The organism is Mycobacterium sp. NGS63, from assembly GCF_059812295.1.
The window spans coordinates 428,898-447,625 of sequence record NZ_JCALCJ010000001.1 but is presented as its reverse complement, the minus strand read 5'-3'; the positions used below and the strand labels follow the sequence as shown (position 1 = coordinate 447,625).

The window sequence follows — 18,728 nt, the reverse complement described above, 5'->3', positions numbered from 1 at the left end:
GAGGCGCCTACAGCAGATAGCGGTAGGCCGGCGAGCCCGGGTCGAGGGTTTCGACGTGCAGGTCCGTCGCGCGCATGCGGCCCATCAGCCCGTCGAGGTCCGCGGCCGATCCCAGCTCGATCCCCACCAGCGCCTCGCCGGTTTCCCGATTGTTGCGCTTGACGTACTCGAACAGGGTGATGTCGTCGTTGGGGCCGAGCACCTCGTCGAGGAACCGGCGCAGCGCGCCCGGCTCCTGCGGGAAGTCCACCAGGAAGTAGTGCTTGAGCCCGAGGTGGACCAGCGAGCGCTCCAGCACCTCGCCGTAGCGCGACACGTCGTTGTTGCCGCCCGAGATGAGGCACACCACCGTCGACCCGGGCTCGACGTCGGCCTCCAGCAGGCCCGCCACCGACAGCGCGCCCGCCGGCTCGGCAATGATGCCCTCGTTCTGGTACAGGTCCAGCATGGCGGTGCACACCGCCCCCTCGTCGACCGCGGTGATCGACACCATGTCGCCGGCGGCGGCCAGCGTGGCGTAGGTCAGCGTGCCCGCCTGCTTCACCGCCGCGCCGTCGACGAACTGGTCGACGTGGTCCAGGGTCACGGGCTCGCCCGCGGCCAGCGCGGCCATCATCGCCGCGGCGCCGGCCGGCTCGACGCCAAGCACCGCCGTGTTCGCCGTGCGTTCGGCGAGGTAGGTGGTGATGCCGGCGACGCAGCCGCCGCCGCCGACCGGGACCACCATTAGGTCCGGCTCCCCGTCGAGCTGATCGAGCAGCTCCACGGCGATGGTGCCCTGGCCGGCCATGGTGCGCGGGTCGTCGTACGGCGGGACCAGGGTGGCGCCGGTGCGCGCGACGTCCGCGTGCGCGGCCTCGGCGGCCAGGTCGTAAGTCGACCCGCCGACGATCAGCTCGATGAATTCCCCGCCGTGGTAGCGGATCCGGTCGCGCTTCTGCTTGGGAGTCTTGGCCGGCACGTACACCCGGCCGTGCACGCCCAGCGCCCGGCACGCGAACGCGAAGCCCTGCGCGTGGTTGCCCGCCGACGAGCACACCACGCCCGCGGCCAGCTCGTCGGCGGACAGCTGCACCAGGAGGTTGTAGGCGCCGCGCAACTTGTAGGACCGCACCACCTGCAGGTCCTCGCGCTTGAGGTAGACCTCGGCGCCGGTGATCGCCGACAACCGGTCGTTGTGCTGCAGGGGGGTGGGGGTGACCACCGGGGCGATCCGCTGCGCCGCGGTGTCGATGTCGGCCGCGGTCAGCGGCAGACTCCCGGGGCTCTGGCTCAGTTCAGCGGACACCGATCAATGGTGCCATGCCAGGCGCCCGGTACCGGAAGTCAGCCGACCGGGGTCAGCACGAACACCGGGATCTGGCGCTCGGTCTTCGTCTGGTACTCGGCGTACTCGGGCCAGGCCTCCACGGCCCGCCCCCACCAGGTGGCCTTCTCGTCGCCGAACACCTCGCGCGCGTCGTAGTCGCGGGTGACGCCGCCGTCCTGCAGCTCGACGCGCGGGTTGGCCTTGACGTTGTGGTACCAGACGGGGTGCTTCGGGGCCCCGCCCAGCGAGGCGACGATCGCGTACACGCCGTCGTGCTCGACGCGCATGAGCGGGGTCTTGCGCAGCTTGCCGGTCTTGGCCCCGACGGTGGTCAGCAGGATGATGGGCTTGCCCTTCATGTCCGCGGCCTCGGTTCCGCCGGATGCGGCGTACTTGTCGGCCTGTTCGCGGGACCAGTCCCAGGGGCTCGGGGCGTATTCACCTGTCAGCGGCATGCCCCCACCCTAAGGCGCTTCGCGGCGCTCGGCCGGGCTGTGGCAGCTGGACATGACCGTGCGGCGGGCCAGCTCCGCGATTGTGTTGACCCGCCGGATGGCCAAGGCGATCTCGTCGGCGAACTCGCGCCGGCGCGCGGCGACGTCAGGCTGCCCGGCCGCGTCCACCAGCTCGCGGTGCCGGGCCAGCCGCAGCGCGGTCTTGAACAGCTCCATCGACCGCGACTCGGCGCTGGCGATCCGGCGCTGCAGCTCCCACTGCTTGCCGACCTCGAGGCACTCGGCGAGAAACGCGTCCTCGTCGAACGATTCGTCCTCCAGGTCGGCCAGCCGATCGGCGACGATGTGATAGGCGTCCAAAAACGGGCGCAGCACCAGGTGCGCCAGCAGCAGGTCGGCCCGTTCCAGCAGCCGCCGCACGTCGGCCGCCCCCGCGGCCCTGCTGGTGTCCACCGGGTCGTCGGCCGGCCCGATCAGCCGCACCTCGTCGGCGAGCTCCTTTTCGAACTGCGCACGCGCGGAGAACAGGAACTCGAACTTCAGCAACTCGCGCAGGCTCAGCGCCTCGTCGCGCACGGTCGCCGGCAGCACCGAGCCGTCGACGGCGGTCTCGGCGGCGGCCAGCAACGCGGTCTCGGCGATCGCGCGGTCGACCAGGATGTGGATGGCGGTGTTGCGGTAGAAGGCGGCGACCAAGTGCTGGTCGGCCCCGATCCCCCAGACCGGCTCGGTGCCGGCGTCGTAGACGCTGACCACGCCCGAGGCGACGAGCTGATGCAGCGTCCACCGGATCGTCGAGCGGTTGGTCAGGTCGGCGGCCCCGGCCACCGCCCAGTGGCGCGCCGCGATGTAGCTCGCCAGCGGCCGCACGGTGGCCAGCACCTCGCTGATGGACAACGACCGGTCCGCGCCCAGCAGCGCGAGGCTGACCACCGCCGTGGGCGTGACCGGGGTGGCGCGGTTGATCCGGTGCTCGACATCCAGTGCGATGCGCTCGATTTCGGTCCCCGTCCCGGGCGCCGACGTGTCCAGGGTGCGCAGCTCCTCGAGGCGCTTGCGCAGCGGCAGCGGCTCGCCGAAGTCCAGGTACGCGCGGCCGAGCCGCTCGCCCTGCTGGCGCGCCAGCCGGATCAGGAAGCGGAAGTCCTCCGGGCGTTTCTCGGCGCCGTAGGCCTCGGTGGTCATGGCCTCCACCTCGTGCAGCTGGTCGTACACGATGGAGGTCGGCACCAAATACACCTCGGGGCCGTCGATTTCGTCGACGGCGTCGGTGATGTAGCGCAGGATTCCGTACACCGGCGGCCGCAGCTTTCCGGTCCGGGTACGGCCACCCTCGATCGACCAGGTGAGGTTGGCGTGGTTTTGCACCAGCTGGGCGGCGTAGGCGCGCAGCACGAACCGGTAGACGGGAATGTCCTTGGTCTGACGCCGGATGAAGATCGTCCCGGTGCGCTTGGCCCACGCGCCCATCGGGAAGAAGTTCAGGTTGGCGCCGCCGAAGGTGAGCGCCGGCGAGAGCCGGTTGGCCTGGATCACCTCGGGCAGCAGCAGCCCGTCCAGGTAGGAGCGATGCGAAAACGCAAACGCCAGCGTCGCTTTGCGGTCCAGCCTGCGCAACGCGGCGATCTGGTCCTCGTCGACGAGGATGTCGTAGGCCCGCATCAGCCAGCAACTGAACCTGCGCCACGCCCTCACCGCCCGCTCGTCGAGCGAGGGCGCCATCTCGCGCAGGTAGCAGGCGGCCTCGGCGCGGACGCTGTCCGGGTCGCGCCCGAGCTCGTCGGCCAGCTTGATCAGCCGCTCGTCGTACCACGGCGCAGCCAGCAACTGGACGACCTCGTCGGGGTCGGTCGGCAACGGTCCCGTGGACTCGTCGACAATCCCGCTGCGCTGCAGCAACTTTCGCAGCGGCATCCCGCTCATGCGGGCTGCACCGCCCCGGCCGGCTCGTGGACCTCATCAGGCAACTCCGCCGAATAGAGCTCCTCGATCTCGCGCGCGTACTTCGCCATGATCGGCTTGCGCTTGAGCTTCATCGTCAGGGTGATCTCGTCACCGCCGGGCTCCCACACCGTCGGCAGGATCCGGAAGCGCTTGATCTGTTCCACCCGGGACAGTTTGGCGTTGCCCTCGGCCACGCCGGCGGCGACCCGCGTGATGACCTCCGGGTGGGCGGCCAGGGCCGCGGGCGTGGCGTCGGACACGCCGAGCTGGGCCGCGTACGGGCCGACCGATTCGGCGTCGAAGACCATCAGCGCGGCGTTGTACGGCCGGGCCTCCCCGATGGTCATCATCACGCCGATCATCGGGCAGGCGGCCAGGATGGTGTTCTCGATGTTGGCCGGCGACATGTTCTTTCCGGCCGCGTTGATGATCAGCTCCTTCTTGCGGTCGACGATCCGCAGGTAGCCCTCGGCGTCGACCTCGATGATGTCGCCGGTGTGCAACCAGCCGTCCTCGTCGATCGCCTCGGCGGTCTTGGCGGGTTCCTTGCGGTAGCCCTTCATCACCAGCGGGCCGCGGATCAGGTACTCACCGTCGTCGGCGACCTTGCCCTCCAGGCCGGGCAACAGCTTGCCCACGGCGCCCAGCCGGGTGTCGTCGGGATGTGACACGCTGGCGGCGCAACTCAGCTCCGACATGCCCCAGACCTCGCTGATCGGGATACCGATGCCGGCGAAGAACGCCAGCGTCTCCTTGGGGATCGGCGCCGCCCCGGACACCGCCCAGCGCAATTCGGCGAAGCCCAGCCGCTCGCGCAGCTTCGATAGCACCAGTTCGTCGGCCTTGGCCCACTCGGCCGCCGCCTCGGCCGGCTCGGGCTCGCCGGACACCAGCGCGGCGGCGCGCCTGGCAGCGACCCCCAGCGCCCACTGCAAGGCCTGCCGCTTCACCTCGTCGGTCTCGTTGGCGACGACGAATTCGATTGCGGCCTTGAGCTTTTCCCATACCCGCGGCACCGCGCCCCAGACCGTGGGGCGCACGTCGGGCAGCGCCCCGGCGATCGCGCGCGGGTCGTCGACGGTGGTCACCTGGGTGCCGAACACCTCCAGCGGGTAGAGGGCCATCATCCGGTCGGCGATGTGCGCCGACGGCAGGTACGACGTGGTCCGGTCGCCGAACCGGCTGCCCAGCACCGCGTCGAGCCCGTACGCCTCGAACAGCAGGCTGGCGTGCGTCATCTCCACGCCCTTGGGGTTTCCGGTGGTGCCCGAGGTGTAGATGAGGGTGACGACGTCCTCGGGTTGCACTGCGCGCCAGGTGGATTCGAAGTCGAAGTCGTCCGCGGCCGCGGCGTACAGGTCGTCGACCGAGATGGTGCCGGGCGGCGCTCCGTCGATGCAGACGATGTGCTCGATGGGCGCGCCGCTGGCGCGGATGCGCTCCACGTACTGCTCCTCGCAGATCGCGACCTTGGTGCCGGCGTTGTCGAACAGGTAGGTCAGCTGCTCGGCGGGCAGCGTGTTGTACACCGAAAACGACGTGGCGCCAAGGTGTTGGGCGCCGATCTCCAACGGGTAGAACTCGATCCGGTTGGCCATCATCAGCGACACCGTGTCGCCCCGCCGGACCCCCAGGCCGGCCAGGCCGGCGGCGACCCTGCGCACCTGCGCCGCGAGCTCTCGCCAGGTCAGCGCCTGAGTGCCGCCCGGCGTGCGCAGCGCGACGGCGTCCGGATCGATCGACGCGGTGCGCTGGAACGCCTCGCAAAAGGTGGTCGGACGTGGCGTGGTCGTCATTTGAAGTAGCGTACGTCGCTGCTCAGGGGCGGGGAATACGTCGTCAGGCGCTCGGGCGCCATAGCTGCAGCGTGCTGGTCAGGCCGCCGGGCAGCTCCAGCAGTTCGATGGGCGTGCCGTCGGGGTCCTGGATGAAGAACATCCGCACTCCCCCGATGTCGACGGGTGGTTCGGCGCGGACGTCGGGGTGCTGGCGCCGCACGTCGTCGTAGGTGGCGTCGAGGTCGTCGACCCGGAACGAGACGTTGGTGTAGCCCAGGTGCGGCCCGCTCGGGCCGTCGGGCATCGTGCCCAGCGACAGCAGCTCGACCATGGCGCCGCCGATCAGCCCGCCGACCATGCGGCCGCGCTGGGCGGCCCCGCCGGTCACCGAACCCAACGCCGCCCCCTCGAGCTCGACGTCGAACACGACGTCCATGCCCAGCACCGCGGTGTAGAACTCGCGCGACGCCTCGATGTCGGAGACACCGATGCACACGTGCGAGAAGTTCTGCACGGCAATCGGGTTCGGCTCGCTCATGGCTGCTCCTTCGGATCAAACGGGTAGTTTCGCGTGAATTCCACACGTACAGGCATCGATTGACGGGCACGTGCAGCGCATCCCCCACTCGATGACGGCGCGCGCCCGGGCCAGCGACTCCATCTGGGCGTCGATCTCGGCGAGCTTGGCCTGCGCCAGCGCGCGGCTGGCGGGTCGGCCGGGGGCGTCGTCGGCGAATAGCAGCTGGATCTCCTCCAGGGCGAACCCGGCGGATTTGCACAGCCGGATCACCTCGAGCCGTGCCAGCACCGACTGGTCGTAGCGGCGCTGACCGCCGAGCCGCGCCGGCTCCGGGACCAGCCCGATCCGTTCGTAGTAGCGCAGCGTGGTCGCCGCGATTCCCGCTTCCCGCGCCACGTCACCGATCGTCAGGGCCATCGCACCTCCCCACTTGACTTAGAGTCAACTCTAAGTCGTTGACTGTGGTCATGCTCAACATTGCGCTTCCCGACCTGAGCCGTTCCCGCTATGCCCTGCTCCGATCGTTTCGTCGCGACGGCACGCCGGTCGACACCCCGATCTGGTTCGGGTTCGACGGCGAGGCGCTGGTGTTCCGCACCAAAGTGGGCCCGAAGACGCGGCGGATCGCGGCGCGCGGCGACGTCGAGCTCACCGTGTGCGACTACCGGGGCCGGGCCCGCGCGGGTGCGCCCACCTTCGCCGGCCGCGCCACCGTCCTATCCGGCGAGGACGCAGAGCGGGGCAACCGGATCCTGCACCAGCGGTACGGCTGGCAGTGGAACATCGTGCCGCTGCTCAAGATTCCGGGCGTGACGAACGTTCATCGCGACCTGAGCCTGCGCGAAAAGCTGCGCCGCGCCCGCGCTCGCGGGCTGTGGAGCGACAGCGCCATCGTCCGGATCGACCTGGCCTGAGCCCCACCCCCCCACCCCCGCGAGCGTGCGCGTCTGTACGCCGACACGCCGTAAACCGCGTACATTTGCGGACCTTCGCAGTAGACGGCGAGCGCTGTTAAGCCGTCGGTGGCGGTGTTACGGTGGCTAGATCGGGCATCCTCGGTACTCGGCTTGAGGGTGGTGATCCATGGCCAACTCCGTGCTGGGCGACGTGGTCAGCCAGCTGCGCGTCGCGTTTCACCGGTTGCAGGACTGGGCCTATCCCGACGAGGTCGGCCACGACCTGTTTCGCGCCCTGACGAAGACCTCGCACGACGTCGGCGGCGAACCGGACGCCCCGGCGACGTTCGAGGAAAAACAGGAAGAGCAGTGGGAACTCGACACGTTCGTCACTTGTGAGGTGCTGGGCTGGCGGGGCATCTGGACCTCGGAGGAGCGCCGGCGACTCGGCAACGTCGACCTCGGGCGGATGCAGTACCTCGGCTTCCCGTATTACGGCCGTTGGGTTTTGGCCATGGCGCGCTGCCTCATCGACAAGCGCCACATCACGCTCGGCGAGTTGATCGAGCGGGCCGACGAGGTCCACACGCGCGCGGCCCGCCGCGACACGGCGCTGCAACCCGAGCCCCGCTCGGTCGGCGACGCCGACGCGGTCGCGCGCAACCGCCACCACACCGAGGCGCTCGGCAAGGGAGACCCGCAATGCTTCGCCGGCATGGCCGGCGAAGCGCGGTTCGCGGTCGGCGACGCGGTGGTGGTGCGCGATCTGCCCACCATCTTCTACACCCGCACCCAGGAATACCTGCGGGGCAAGCCGGGCACGGTCGTCCGCGTCTCGTATGAGAGCCCGGCGCCCGAGGACGAGGCGTTCGACCGCGAGGACCAGGACCCGGAGTGGTTCTACATCGTGCGCTTCAAGATGACCGACCTGTGGCAGCCCTACCAGGGCGCGGCAAACGACACCCTCCAAGCGGAGATTTCGGAGCGCTGGCTGCGGCCGGCCGCCTAGGAGCACCCAGATGGCAGAGCACGACGACAGTCAGCCCCACGCGGCGCCGATGGTCGAGGAGGTCACCGACTTCGAGGTGCTGGAAATCGCGTTGCGCGAGTTGGCGATTGAGAAGGGACTGTTCACCGCCGAAGATCACCGGCGCTACACTGAGTTCGTCGAGCAGATCGGCCCAGCGCCCGGCGCCCGGCTGGTCGCCAAGGCGTGGGCGAATCCGGATTTCAAGAAGTTGGCGCTCGAGGATCCGATCGCCGCGAGCCGCGAGGTTGGCATCGACTGGCTCAACCCGACCGGCTTCGGAACCCCCAGCGACTTCACCGCGCTGCACGTCCTCGAGGACACCCCGACGCTGCACCACGTGATCGTGTGCACCCTGTGTTCGTGCTATCCCCGCCCGGTCCTGGGGAACTCGCCCGAGTGGTACCGCACGCCGAACTACCGGCGGCGCATCGTGCGCTGGCCTCGCCAGGTTCTCGCGGAGTTCGGCCTCTACCTGCCGGAGAGCGTCGAAATACGCGTGGAGGACTCCAATTCCAAGCACCGGTTCCTGGTGCTTCCGGTCCGGCCGGACGGGACCGACGGCTGGAGCGAGGAGCAGCTGGCCGAAATCGTCACCCGTGACTGCATGATCGGCGTCGCGCTGCCCAAGCCCGGCGTCACGTCCAACGCGGAACGCCCGGTGCACCCCGCGGTCCGCCCGGCCGAAAACTACTGAGGGCCAACGGATGACGGACGACGGAGACGTCACGGCCCGCAGTGTTCCGACGCTGTCGCGCGTCGCCGGGGGCGGTCAGGCGTGGCCACGGATGGCCGAGAAGTACGGCGTGAGCAATCCGGTGCCGCCCTGGAAGTCGAGCCTCGACGGGATGTGCGAAGCGCTCGACCGGGAAGGCTCGGCGCTGCAGCCGCTGACCCGCCGCCACGACGAGGACCGCCTCACCGAACAGGTGTATCCCGGCCTGCCCCACCCCGAGAGCCAGCTCGTCGCGCTCGCGCACTCGCTGGTCGCCCGCGACGTCATCGACGAGGCGGCGCTGGCCGAGCGCATGGCGGCCGTCCGGGCGCGCCTCGAAACCGGAGCGGCACAGGCGTAACCCCACCTCGCGAGTGTCCGTGTTTGTACACCGACACGCCGTAAACCGCGTACATTTGCGGACTTTCGCGGCAGACGGGATCCCTAGACGCCGAGGCAGCCCGGGCCCAGCAGCTCCTTGAGGTCGCCCATCAGCGCCGGCGACGGCGTCACCCGCAGCGACGCGTCGAGCTCGAGCGTGGTGATCCTGTCCCCGCTGATCAGCCGCAGGTGCACCTGGGAGGTGCCGGGGTGGCGCGCCAGCACCTGCTTGAGCGCGCTGACCTTGTCGATGGTGCACTGCCGGGTCGGCATGCTGACCGCCAGCGGCCGGTCGGCCTGGGCGCTGGAAAAGTCCGGCACCACAAGGTCGTTGGCGATCAGCGCGATCCGGTCGTCGCGGATCGCCACCTTGGCGTTGATCAGCACCACCGCGTCGTCGACGATCTCGGCGCCGAAGGTGGAGTACGCGTGCGGGAAGAACATCACCTCGATCCCGCCGGTGAGGTCCTCGAGTTGCGCCGACGCCCACGGCATCCCGTTCTTGTTGACCCGCCGGTTCACCGACGCCAGGATGCCGCCGACCCGCACCTGGGTGTCGTTGGCGACGTCGCCGTCCAGGATGGCGGGGATCGCGGTGTCGACCTGCGCGGTCAGCAGGTGCGCGACGCGGTTGAGCGGGTGCCCGGACACGTAGAGCCCCAGCATCTCTCGCTCCAGGGCAAGCTTGTGCTTGTCCTCCCACTCGTCGTCGGGCACCTTGATGGTGAACACCGCATCAGCGGGGCCCTCCCCGTCCGAGCCACCGAAAAGGTCGAACTGCCCCATCGCCTCGGCCTTCTTGGTGCCCAGCACCGAGTCGACGGCGTCGGTGTGCACCAGGAACAGGCCCTTGCGGGCGTGCCCCAGCGAGTCGAACGCGCCCGCCTTGATCAGCGACTCGGTGACCTTCTTGTTGCACGCCGAGATGTCGATCTTGTTCAGGTAGTCGGAGAAGTCGGTGAATTTCCCCTTGGCGCCGCGGGTTTGGATCAACGAGCTCACCACGTTGGCGCCGACGTTGCGCACCGCGCCCAGCCCGTAGCGGATGTCGGCGCCCACCGAGGCGAAGTTGAGCCCCGACTCGTTGACGTCGGGCGGCAGCACCGTGATGCCCAGCTTGCGGCAGTCGGCGAGGTAGACGGCCGCCTTGTCCTTGTCGTCGCCGACCGAGGTCAAAAGCCCGGCCATGTACTCGCTCGCGTAGTTGGCCTTCAGGTAGGCGGTCCAGTACGACACCAGCCCGTAGCCGGCGGCGTGCGACTTGTTGAACGCGTAGTCGGCGAACGGAAGGATGGTGTCCCACAGCGCCTTGATGGCGCCGGCCGAAAACCCGTTGGCCTTCATGCCGTCGGAGAACCCCTCGAACTCCTTCTCCAGCACCTCGCGCTTCTTCTTGCCCATGGCCTTGCGCAGGATGTCGGCTCGGGCCAGCGAGTAGCTGGCCACCTTCTGCGCGATGCGCATGATCTGCTCCTGATACACGATCAGGCCGTAGGTCTCGGCGAGGATCTCGCGCAGCGGCTCCTCGAGCTCGGGGTGGATGGGCTTGATCGCCTGCCGGTTGTTCTTGCGGTCGGCGTAGTCGTTGTGGGCATTCATGCCCATCGGGCCGGGCCGGTACAGCGCGAGCACCGCGACGATGTCTTCGAAGCCCGTCGGCTGCATGCGCCGCAGCAGGTCGCGCATGGGCCCGCCGTCGAGCTGGAACACGCCCAGCGTGTCGCCGCGGCCGAGCAGCTCGTAGGTGGCCTGGTCGTCCAGCGGCACCGACTCCAGGTCCAGGTCGATTCCCTTGTTGGCCTTGATGTTGTCGATCGCGTCGCCGATGATCGTCAGGTTGCGCAGGCCCAGGAAGTCCATCTTCAGCAGGCCGATGGCCTCGCACGACGGGTAGTCCCAGCCGGTGATGATGGCGCCGTCCTGCGGCCGCTTCCACAGCGGGATCGCCTCGGTCAGCGGCTCGCTGCTCATGATCACCGCGCAGGCGTGCACCCCGGCGTTGCGGATCAGGCCCTCCAGGCCGCGCGCGGTCTGGTAGATGGTGCGCACGTCGGGGTCGGTCTCGATCAGGCCGCGGACCTCGGCGGCCTCCTTGTAGCGCTCGTGGCTGGGGTCGGTGATGCCCGACAGCGGGATGTCCTTGGCCATGATCGCCGGCGGCAGCGCCTTGGTGATCCGGTCGGCGATGGCGAACCCGGGCTGGCCGTAGTGGATGCGCGCCGAATCCTTCAGCGCCGCTTTGGTTTTGATGGTGCCGAACGTGATGACCTGGGCCACCCGGTCGGAGCCCCACTTGTCGGCGGCGTAGCGCACCATCTCGCCGCGGCGGCGGTCGTCGAAGTCGATGTCGATGTCGGGCATCGAGGTGCGCTCGGGGTTGAGGAACCGCTCGAACAGCAGGCCGTGCGGGATCGGGTCGATGTCGGTGATGCCCAGCGCGTAGGCGACCAGCGACCCCGCCGCCGAGCCCCGGCCGGGCCCGACCCGGATGCCCACCGACCGGGCGTAGTTGATCAGGTCGGCGACGATCAAAAAGTACGACGGGAACCCCTTGCCGCAGATGACGTCGATCTCGTAGTCCGCCCGCGCGACGTACCCGTCGGGCGGGCCGGCCGGAAACCGCCGGCCCAGCCCGGCGGCCACCTCGTGGCGCAGCCAGGACGCCTGGTCGTGGCCCTCGGGCACCGGGAAGACCGGCATCCGGTCGCGCGGCGCCCACACCTCGTCGTAGGAGGACACCCGCTCGGCGATCAACAGCGTCGAGTCGCAGGCGCCCGGCACCTCGTCGTCCCAGATCTGGCGCATCTCGCCGGCCGACTTGAGGTAGTAGCCGTCGCCGTCGAACTTGAAGCGGTTGGGGTCCGACAGCGTCTTGCCGGTCTGCACGCACAACAGCGCCTCGTGGTTGTGGGCGGCGTCGCGGGTGACGTAGTGGCAGTCATTGGTGGCCAGCGGGCGGATGTTCAGCGTGCGGCCGATCTCGAGCAGCCCCTCGCGGACCCGCCGTTCGATGGACAGGCCGTGGTCCATCAGCTCGAGGAAGTAGTTGTCCGGCCCGACGATCTCGCGCCACCGGGCGGCCGCCTCCAGCGCCTCGCGGTCGTGCCCCAGCCGAAGGCGCGTCTGCACCTCCCCGGACGGGCAGCCGGTGGTGATGATGATGCCCTCGGCGTGTTCGGCGATGAGCTCGGCGTCCATCCGCGCCCACTTGCTCAGCTGCCCCTCGAAGGAGGCCAGCGAGGTCAGCTTGAACAGGTTGCGCAGCCCGGCGGCGTTCTCGGCCAGCATCGTCAGGTGCGTGTAGGAGCCGCTGCCGGAGACGTCGTCGGCCTTCTGGCTGGGGTCACCCCAGGTGATGCGGCGGGTGTCGAAGCGCGAGCCGGGCGCGATGTAGGCCTCGACCCCGATGATCGGTTTGATCCCGGCCTTGGTGGCCGCGTTGTAGAACTCGCTTGCCCCAAACATGTTGCCGTGGTCGGTCATCCCGATCGCGGGCATCTGCAGCCGCTCGACCTCGTCGAGCAGGGGCGTGATCTTCGCGGCACCGTCCAGCATCGAGTACTCGGTGTGGTTATGCAGGTGCACGAAGGATTGGTTCATAGGGACGCCAGTCTATGACCGACCACCGACGCATCCCCGGCGTGTCTGCGCGTGTGTCTGGAAAACGCCGCCCCGGATTTAAGGTGAGCGCTATGACGGGCGACCGGGACGCAGGGGCATCACCGTGGTCGCCGCGTGAGGCCGAGTTGCTCGCGGTGACGTTGCGGCTGCTGCAGGAGCACGGCTACGACGGGCTGACGGTGGATGCCGTGGTCAGCGAGGCCCGGGCCAGCAAGGCCACGGTGTATCGGCGCTGGCCGTCGAAGGCCGAGCTGGTGCTGGCCGCCTTCATCGAGGGCATCCGCCAGGTCGCGGTCCCGCCCGAGACCGGCACGCTGCGGGGCGATCTGTTGCAGCTGGGCGAGACGATCTGCCGGCAGGGCCACCAGCACGCCGGCACCATCCGCGCGGTGCTGGTCGAGGTGTCGCGCCACCCCGCCCTCAAAGACGCCCTGCAGCATCAATTCATCGATCAGCGCAAGGCCCTGTTCGAGCACATCCTCCGGCGGGCCGTGGACCGGGGTGAGATCGCCGAGGCCGCGATCGCCGACGAGCTGTGGGACCTGCTGCCCGGCTACCTGATCTTCCGGTCCATCATTCCCGGCCGCCCACCCACCCGGGAGACGGTGCAAGCCCTGGTCGACGACTTCGTCGTCCCCGGCCTGACCCGGCCCACCCCGTATCAGGCCTCTTGATAAGCAGCGCATAGGCAGTGTACGCTCACGTCTATTGAGCAGTACTGGTCAGTACCGTAGGCTTCGCACGAGCATCGAAAGGCCAACGGGTGAAGGGGTTTTCACTGACATCCCTGGTCAGACGGGGGTGGATCGTGCTGGTAGTCGTCGTGGTCGTGGCCGTCGCGGTGTTCTGCGTCTACCGGCTGCACGGGGTCTTCGGGTCACACAACAACACGTCGGCGGGCGGCGGGATTTCCGATCAGACCGAACCCTTCAGTCCCAAACACATCACCCTCGAGGTGTTCGGCAACCCCGGGGCGGTGGCGACCATCAATTACGTGGACATCAACGTGCAGCCCCAGCAGGTGTTGAACGCGCCCCTGCCCTGGTCGCTGACCATGGTGACGACGCAGCCCGGGGCCTTCAGCAACCTCGTGGCCCAGGGCAACAGCGACTCGCTCGGCTGTCGGATCACGGTGGACGGTGACGTCAAGGACGAAAGGATCGTCAACCAGGTGAGCGCCTATACCTTTTGCCTGGTGAAGTCGGCATGAGCACCGATCACACCCCGAAACCCGCTCTGGCGCAAGCGATTCGCCGGTTTTCGGTGCCGATCCTGTTGCTCTGGGTAGCCCTGGCCGCGGTCTCGAACATCGCCGTCCCGAATCTGGAGGACGTGGCCAAGGCGCACAACGTATCCCTGAACACGCCGGATGCGCCGTCTTTTCAGGCGATGCAACACATCGGCAAAGTGTTCCACGAATTCGATTCCGACAGTGCGGCCATGATCGTCTTGGAGGGCGACAAGCCGCTGGGCGAGGATGCCCACCGGTTTTACGACGACCTGGTCCGCAAGCTCGAGCACGACACCAAGCATGTCCAGCACGTCCAGGATTTCTGGGGGGACCCGCTGACGGCGGCGGGCTCGCAAAGCAAAGACGGCAGGGCCGCATACGTTCAGGTCTACCTGGTCGGCAACCAGGGCGATGCGAGGGCCAACGCGTCCGTTGACGCCATCCGCGAGATGGTGGCGCACACGCCCGCACCGACCGGGGTCAAGGCATACGTGACCGGTGCGGCCCCGCTGGTCACGGATCAGTTCGAAGTGGGCAGCAAGGGCATCTTCAAGGTCACCGTGATCACCGTGCTGGTGATCCTGGCGATGTTGCTCTGGGTCTACCGTTCCGTCACGGCGATCTTCGTGCTGGTCACCGTCATCGTTGAAATGGCCGCGGCTCGGGGCATCGTCGCTTTTCTGGGCAGCGTCGGCCTGATCGGCCTCTCGACGTATGCGACGAACCTGCTGACACTGCTCGTCATCGCCGCCGGCACCGACTACGCGATCTTCTTCGTCGGCCGCTACCACGAGGCGCGGCACGACGGGCAGGACCGCGAAACCGCCTTCTACACCATGTACCGCGGGACGACCCATGTGGTGTTGGGTTCGGGCCTGACTGTGGCCGGGGCGGTGCTCTGTCTGCGCTTCACCAGGCTGAATTATTTCCAGAGCCTGGGCATTCCCGCCGCGATCGGCATCGGGGTCGCATTGGCGGCCGCGCTCACCCTGGCCCCGGCGGTGATCACCGTGGGCAGCCTCTTCGGGTTGTTCGACCCCAAGCGCCAGATGGCGACCCGGGGCTGGCGGCGCATCGGCACCGCGATCGTGCGCTGGCCCGGACCGATCCTGGTGGTGGCCACCGGTGTCGCCCTCATCGGCCTGCTCGCCTTGCCGGGATATAAGACGAATTACGACGCCCGGGCCTACATGCCGGCCAGCGCCCCGGCCAATGTCGGCTATGCGGCCGCGGAGCGGCATTTTTCGCAGGCCCGGCTCAACCCCGAGTTGCTGATGATCGAAACCGACCACGATATGCGCAACCCGGCCGACATGATCAATTTGGAGCGGGTGGCGAAAGCGATCGCGCACCTGCCCGGAATCGCCCAGGTGCAGTCCATGACCAGGCCGTTGGGAACCCCGCTCGAGCACACCTCGCTGGCTTTTCAGATCAGCGCGGGCAGCATCGGCAGCATCGAGAACCTGCACTATCAGAAGGAGCGCGCCGAGGATTTGCTCAAGCAGGCCGACAATCTGAAGGACACGATCGGCATCCTGAACCAGCAGTACAGCCTGCAAAAGCAGCTCGCCGCCTCCACGCACGACGAGACCCAGAGCTTTCACGACACGATCGCCGTCATCAACGACCTGCGCGACAAGATCGCGAACTTCGACGACTTCTTCAGGCCAGTTCGCAGTTACTTCTACTGGGAGCGGCATTGCTACGACATCCCCGCCTGCTTTGCGCTGCGATCCGTTTTCGACGCGATCGACGGGATCGATCAGCTCAGTGCGCAGTTTGAAAAGCTCACCGCGAGCCTGGACAAGCTGGATGCCGGCCAGCAGAAATTGGTGACGCTGTTGCCACCCCAGATCGCCGACCAGGAGAAGAACCTCGGCCTGACGCTGTCCAACTACGCCACGAACTTGGGCATCAACGCGCAGACGCGGGCGAACACCGACACCGCGACCGCCCTGGGGCAGGCATATGACGCCGCCAAAAACGACGATTCCTTCTACCTGCCACCCGAGGCTTTCGCCAACCCGGAGTTCAAGAGGGGACTGAAACTATTTCTCTCGCCGGACGGCAAGGCCGCCCGCATGATCATCTCCCACGAGGGCGATCCCGCCACCCCCGAAGGCATTTCGCACATCGAGCCGATCAGGAATGCGGCCAAACAGGCAGTGAAGAACACCCCCCTGGGGGACTCCAACATTTATCTCGCCGGCACCGCCGCAACGTACAAGGACATCGCCGAGGGCGCCAAATACGACCTTCTGATCGCCGGAATAGCCGCGCTGAGCCTGATCCTGCTCATCATGGTGATCATCACGCGAAGCCTGGTCGCCGCGATCGTCATTGTCGGGACGGTGGCGCTTTCGCTCGGCGCCTCGTTCGGGCTTTCCGTATTGGTCTGGCAGGACATCCTCGGTATCAAGCTCTACTGGATTTGTCTGGCGCTATCCGTGATCATCCTGTTGGCGGTCGGATCCGACTACAACCTGCTGCTGATCTCGCGGTTCAAGGAAGAAATTCACGCCGGCCTGAATACGGGGATCATCCGCTCGATGGCGGGCAGCGGAGCCGTCGTGACCTCTGCGGGCCTGGTATTCGCCTTCACCATGGCCTCCTTTGTGTCCGCCTCCTTGTTGGTGCTCGGTCAGATCGGGACGACGATCGCGCTGGGGCTGTTGTTCGACACGCTGATCGTGCGGTCGTTCATGACGCCGTCCGTCGCCGCGCTGCTGGGGCGCTGGTTCTGGTGGCCACAACGCGTTCGCCCCCGCCCCGCCAGCACCATGCTTCGCCCCTACGGGCCGCGGTCCGCGGTTCGGCAACTGCTGCTCTGGGAAGACGGAGACCCCGCAGTCACGCCCGAATCCCCTTCAGCGGCAATGAAACCCCGCGCCTGACCGGGTCTCGCTCGACAAAGGAGTAACTAGAGTTGGGCCTGTTTGGTTATCTGGCGGTGCTCACCGGCGTGACGGAATTGGTACTCGCCGCCTTCGTCTTTGCCTTCGTCAAGCGGCTGCTGGAACGCCCGCCCGATCCGATCGGTGAGGAAATCGGCGGCGTCAAAAGGGTTTTGGGGAAATTGCGCCGGGGCGAACCCATGTCACAGGACGAGTTGAATCTTGCCGCGCAGACCATCGCCGATCGCGGCTCCTTGATGGCCTTCTCGATCCCCGCCGCCATTTTCACCATCGGATGCTTCATCGTGTTCAGCACCATCGAACTGCACAGCATCAGATCGCTTCGCATTTACATCGGACTGTTCCCCATGCTGGGAGCCACGAACCTGACGATTCAGCTACTCAGGATCGCCGTCTTGAAACGGCGTCTGCCTAGCCGTAGAGCTCCACAAACTGCTGCACCGACTTCGCCACGTCTCCCTTGACCGCGCGCGCCGCCGCCGAGCCCACCGGGCCGAACAGCGGCCGCCCCCCGAGCTCCAGGCGCAGGCCCAGCGTCGACCCGTCCTTGCTGGGCCGCACCGTGAGCGTGACGCCGTATTTCGTTCCGCCCTTGCCGGATCCCTTCATCGCGACCTCCCGCGGCGGGTCCCACTTCGTCACCGTCCACGTCACCCGGTTGCGCAGGCCCTTCGACCGCGCCACCCCGATGATCTCGGTGCCCTCGGTGATCTCGTCGGGCAGCTCGCTGCGCCAGCCCTCGTGCATCACCAGCCAATCGCCCAGCCCGGACAGGTCCGAGACGTGGTCCCACATGTCCTGCGGGGCCATCGGCACGTCGGCGGTCATTTCGACGGAAGCCATAGCGCCAGCCTAAGGCAGGGCATTGACTGTGAACCCACGGCTTTGAAAGTGAACACAGGGCGGCGATCCGGCGATTTCCCCGCCCTACACTCACACCCGACGCCAAGGATTCACAACCGATGGCGGGGCTCCGCGCCGTTGGCGACAGCGCCGCCGGCCCGCTCAGGCATTGACTGTGAGCCCACGGCTTTGAAAGTGAACACAGGGCGGCGATCCGGCGATTTTCCCGCCCTACACTCACACCCGACGCCAAGGATTCACAACCGATCAGCGAGGCTCAGCGGCCCCTACTTGCTTGGTCCCCCACGGAATCGGTTGCCGATCCGGATCCCCGGCAACAGCAGGCTGCGCGGGGCAAATCGGCCGCCGGTGCTGACGACCTTGGGCACGATGCCGGGCACCACGCTGCGCTTGCCGGCGAGCATCCCGCCGATGGCGGCCTCGGCGACATCGCGCGGCGAGACCTGCGCGACGGGAATGCTGAAGCGCTCGGCGTTGGCGATCTCGGCCCACTCCGTCGGCACCGGCCCCGGGCACAGCACCGTGACGGATACACCGGTGCCGTGCAGTTCCTCGTGGATGGCCTCGGAGAACGTCTGCACGAACGCCTTGGTCGCCGAATACACCGCCATGTAGGGCAACGGCTGGAAACCGGCGATCGACGCGATGTTCATCACCGCGCCGGCGCCGCGGTCGATCATGCCGGGCAGCGCCGCGTGCGTGAGCTCCATCAACGCCAGCGCGTTGAGCACCACCTCTTCGCTTTCGCGTTCCACCGGCAACTCGTGGAACACCCCGCTGGTCCCGAAACCGGCGCTGTTGCACAGCCCGGCGATCGGCTCGGCCCGCAGCCGGTCCCCCAGCCGCGCACGGGCCTTGGCGTCGCTGAGGTCCAGCGGCAGCACCTCGACGGCCACCGAGTACTCCTGGCCCACGTCGTTGGCCAGTTCGTCGAGGCGCTCACGGCGCCGCGCGACCAGCAGCAGCGGGAAGCCGCGCCGGGCCAGGCCGCGGGCCAGTTCGGCGCCGATACCCGAAGAGGCTCCGGTGATGACGACGGTCGTGTCGGTGTCGGGTTTCGGAAGGCTCATGA

The 18,728-nt window shown here is 67.9% G+C and carries 17 protein-coding genes; 8 read left to right on the top strand and 9 right to left on the bottom strand.

Annotated features, from left to right (window positions below):
- Positions 1-7: 7 nt before the first annotated feature.
- Genes ilvA through AC5Y4Z_RS02150 form a run of 6 tightly spaced genes read right to left on the bottom strand, consistent with a single transcriptional unit; the run spans position 8 to position 6,423 of the window.
- A complete protein-coding gene (ilvA, locus tag AC5Y4Z_RS02175; protein WP_499960606.1) occupies positions 8-1,288 on the bottom strand; it encodes a threonine ammonia-lyase in 1,281 nt (426 codons plus the stop codon).
- A 38-nt stretch (positions 1,289-1,326) separates the two neighbouring features.
- Complete coding sequence (locus AC5Y4Z_RS02170) at positions 1,327-1,764, bottom strand: nitroreductase family deazaflavin-dependent oxidoreductase (RefSeq protein ID WP_499960605.1); 438 nt, start codon at positions 1,762-1,764, stop codon at positions 1,327-1,329.
- 9 nt (positions 1,765-1,773) lie between these two features.
- A complete protein-coding gene (locus tag AC5Y4Z_RS02165; protein ID WP_499960604.1) occupies positions 1,774-3,687 on the bottom strand; it encodes a lysophospholipid acyltransferase in 1,914 nt (637 codons plus the stop codon).
- Positions 3,684-5,504, bottom strand: a complete 1,821-nt coding sequence (gene fadD11, locus AC5Y4Z_RS02160; protein WP_499960603.1) for a fatty acid--CoA ligase FadD11 — start codon at positions 5,502-5,504, stop codon at positions 3,684-3,686. Before fadD11 ends, AC5Y4Z_RS02165 begins: the two co-directional genes overlap by 4 nt.
- 43 nt (positions 5,505-5,547) lie before the next feature.
- Positions 5,548-6,024, bottom strand: coding sequence for a VOC family protein (locus tag AC5Y4Z_RS02155; protein WP_499960602.1), 477 nt, complete (start codon positions 6,022-6,024; stop codon positions 5,548-5,550).
- Positions 6,025-6,039: 15 nt separating this feature from the next.
- Positions 6,040-6,423, bottom strand: a complete 384-nt coding sequence (locus AC5Y4Z_RS02150) for a MerR family transcriptional regulator (RefSeq protein ID WP_499960601.1) — start codon at positions 6,421-6,423, stop codon at positions 6,040-6,042.
- A 50-nt stretch (positions 6,424-6,473) separates the two neighbouring features.
- Here AC5Y4Z_RS02150 and AC5Y4Z_RS02145 point away from each other — a divergent pair, with 50 nt between their 5' ends.
- From AC5Y4Z_RS02145 to AC5Y4Z_RS02130, 4 genes are all read left to right on the top strand, one after another.
- The gene (locus tag AC5Y4Z_RS02145; protein WP_499960600.1) at positions 6,474-6,920 is read left to right on the top strand and encodes a PPOX class F420-dependent oxidoreductase; all 447 of its coding nucleotides are present in this window, start codon (positions 6,474-6,476) and stop codon (positions 6,918-6,920) included.
- 169 nt (positions 6,921-7,089) lie between these two features.
- Positions 7,090-7,911 carry an SH3-like domain-containing protein gene (locus AC5Y4Z_RS02140; RefSeq protein WP_499960599.1) on the top strand — a complete coding sequence of 274 codons (822 nt, stop codon included), beginning with the start codon at positions 7,090-7,092 and terminating at the stop codon, positions 7,909-7,911.
- A gap of 10 nt (positions 7,912-7,921) precedes the next feature.
- Positions 7,922-8,626 (top strand): thiocyanate hydrolase subunit gamma, encoded by a 705-nt coding sequence (scnC, locus tag AC5Y4Z_RS02135; protein ID WP_499960597.1) that lies wholly within the window; start codon positions 7,922-7,924, stop codon positions 8,624-8,626.
- 10 nt (positions 8,627-8,636) lie between these two features.
- On the top strand, positions 8,637-9,005 hold the full coding sequence (locus AC5Y4Z_RS02130; RefSeq protein ID WP_499960596.1) for a thiocyanate hydrolase: 369 nt from the start codon (positions 8,637-8,639) through the stop codon (positions 9,003-9,005).
- An 83-nt stretch (positions 9,006-9,088) separates the two neighbouring features.
- On the opposite strand, the gene dnaE is transcribed toward AC5Y4Z_RS02130, so the two are convergent.
- On the bottom strand, positions 9,089-12,625 hold the full coding sequence (gene dnaE, locus AC5Y4Z_RS02125; RefSeq protein ID WP_499960595.1) for a DNA polymerase III subunit alpha: 3,537 nt from the start codon (positions 12,623-12,625) through the stop codon (positions 9,089-9,091).
- Between the two features lie 92 nt (positions 12,626-12,717).
- On the opposite strand from dnaE, the gene AC5Y4Z_RS02120 reads away from it, so the two are divergent.
- From AC5Y4Z_RS02120 to AC5Y4Z_RS02105, 4 genes are all read left to right on the top strand, one after another.
- Positions 12,718-13,320 (top strand): TetR/AcrR family transcriptional regulator, encoded by a 603-nt coding sequence (locus AC5Y4Z_RS02120; RefSeq protein ID WP_499960594.1) that lies wholly within the window; start codon positions 12,718-12,720, stop codon positions 13,318-13,320.
- 89 nt (positions 13,321-13,409) lie between these two features.
- Positions 13,410-13,856 (top strand): MmpS family transport accessory protein, encoded by a 447-nt coding sequence (locus AC5Y4Z_RS02115; RefSeq protein WP_499960593.1) that lies wholly within the window; start codon positions 13,410-13,412, stop codon positions 13,854-13,856.
- Positions 13,853-16,771, top strand: a complete 2,919-nt coding sequence (locus tag AC5Y4Z_RS02110; RefSeq protein WP_499960592.1) for an MMPL/RND family transporter — start codon at positions 13,853-13,855, stop codon at positions 16,769-16,771. Before AC5Y4Z_RS02115 ends, AC5Y4Z_RS02110 begins: the two co-directional genes overlap by 4 nt.
- Before the next feature lie 32 nt (positions 16,772-16,803).
- Positions 16,804-17,256, top strand: a complete 453-nt coding sequence (locus AC5Y4Z_RS02105) for a hypothetical protein (RefSeq protein ID WP_499960590.1) — start codon at positions 16,804-16,806, stop codon at positions 17,254-17,256.
- Here AC5Y4Z_RS02105 and AC5Y4Z_RS02100 read toward each other — a convergent pair.
- The gene (locus AC5Y4Z_RS02100) at positions 17,204-17,635 is read right to left on the bottom strand and encodes a type II toxin-antitoxin system Rv0910 family toxin (RefSeq protein WP_499960589.1); all 432 of its coding nucleotides are present in this window, start codon (positions 17,633-17,635) and stop codon (positions 17,204-17,206) included. The genes AC5Y4Z_RS02105 and AC5Y4Z_RS02100 overlap by 53 nt on opposite strands.
- Before the next feature lie 287 nt (positions 17,636-17,922).
- Complete coding sequence (locus AC5Y4Z_RS02095) at positions 17,923-18,726, bottom strand: SDR family NAD(P)-dependent oxidoreductase (protein WP_499960588.1); 804 nt, start codon at positions 18,724-18,726, stop codon at positions 17,923-17,925.
- Positions 18,727-18,728 lie beyond the last annotated feature (2 nt).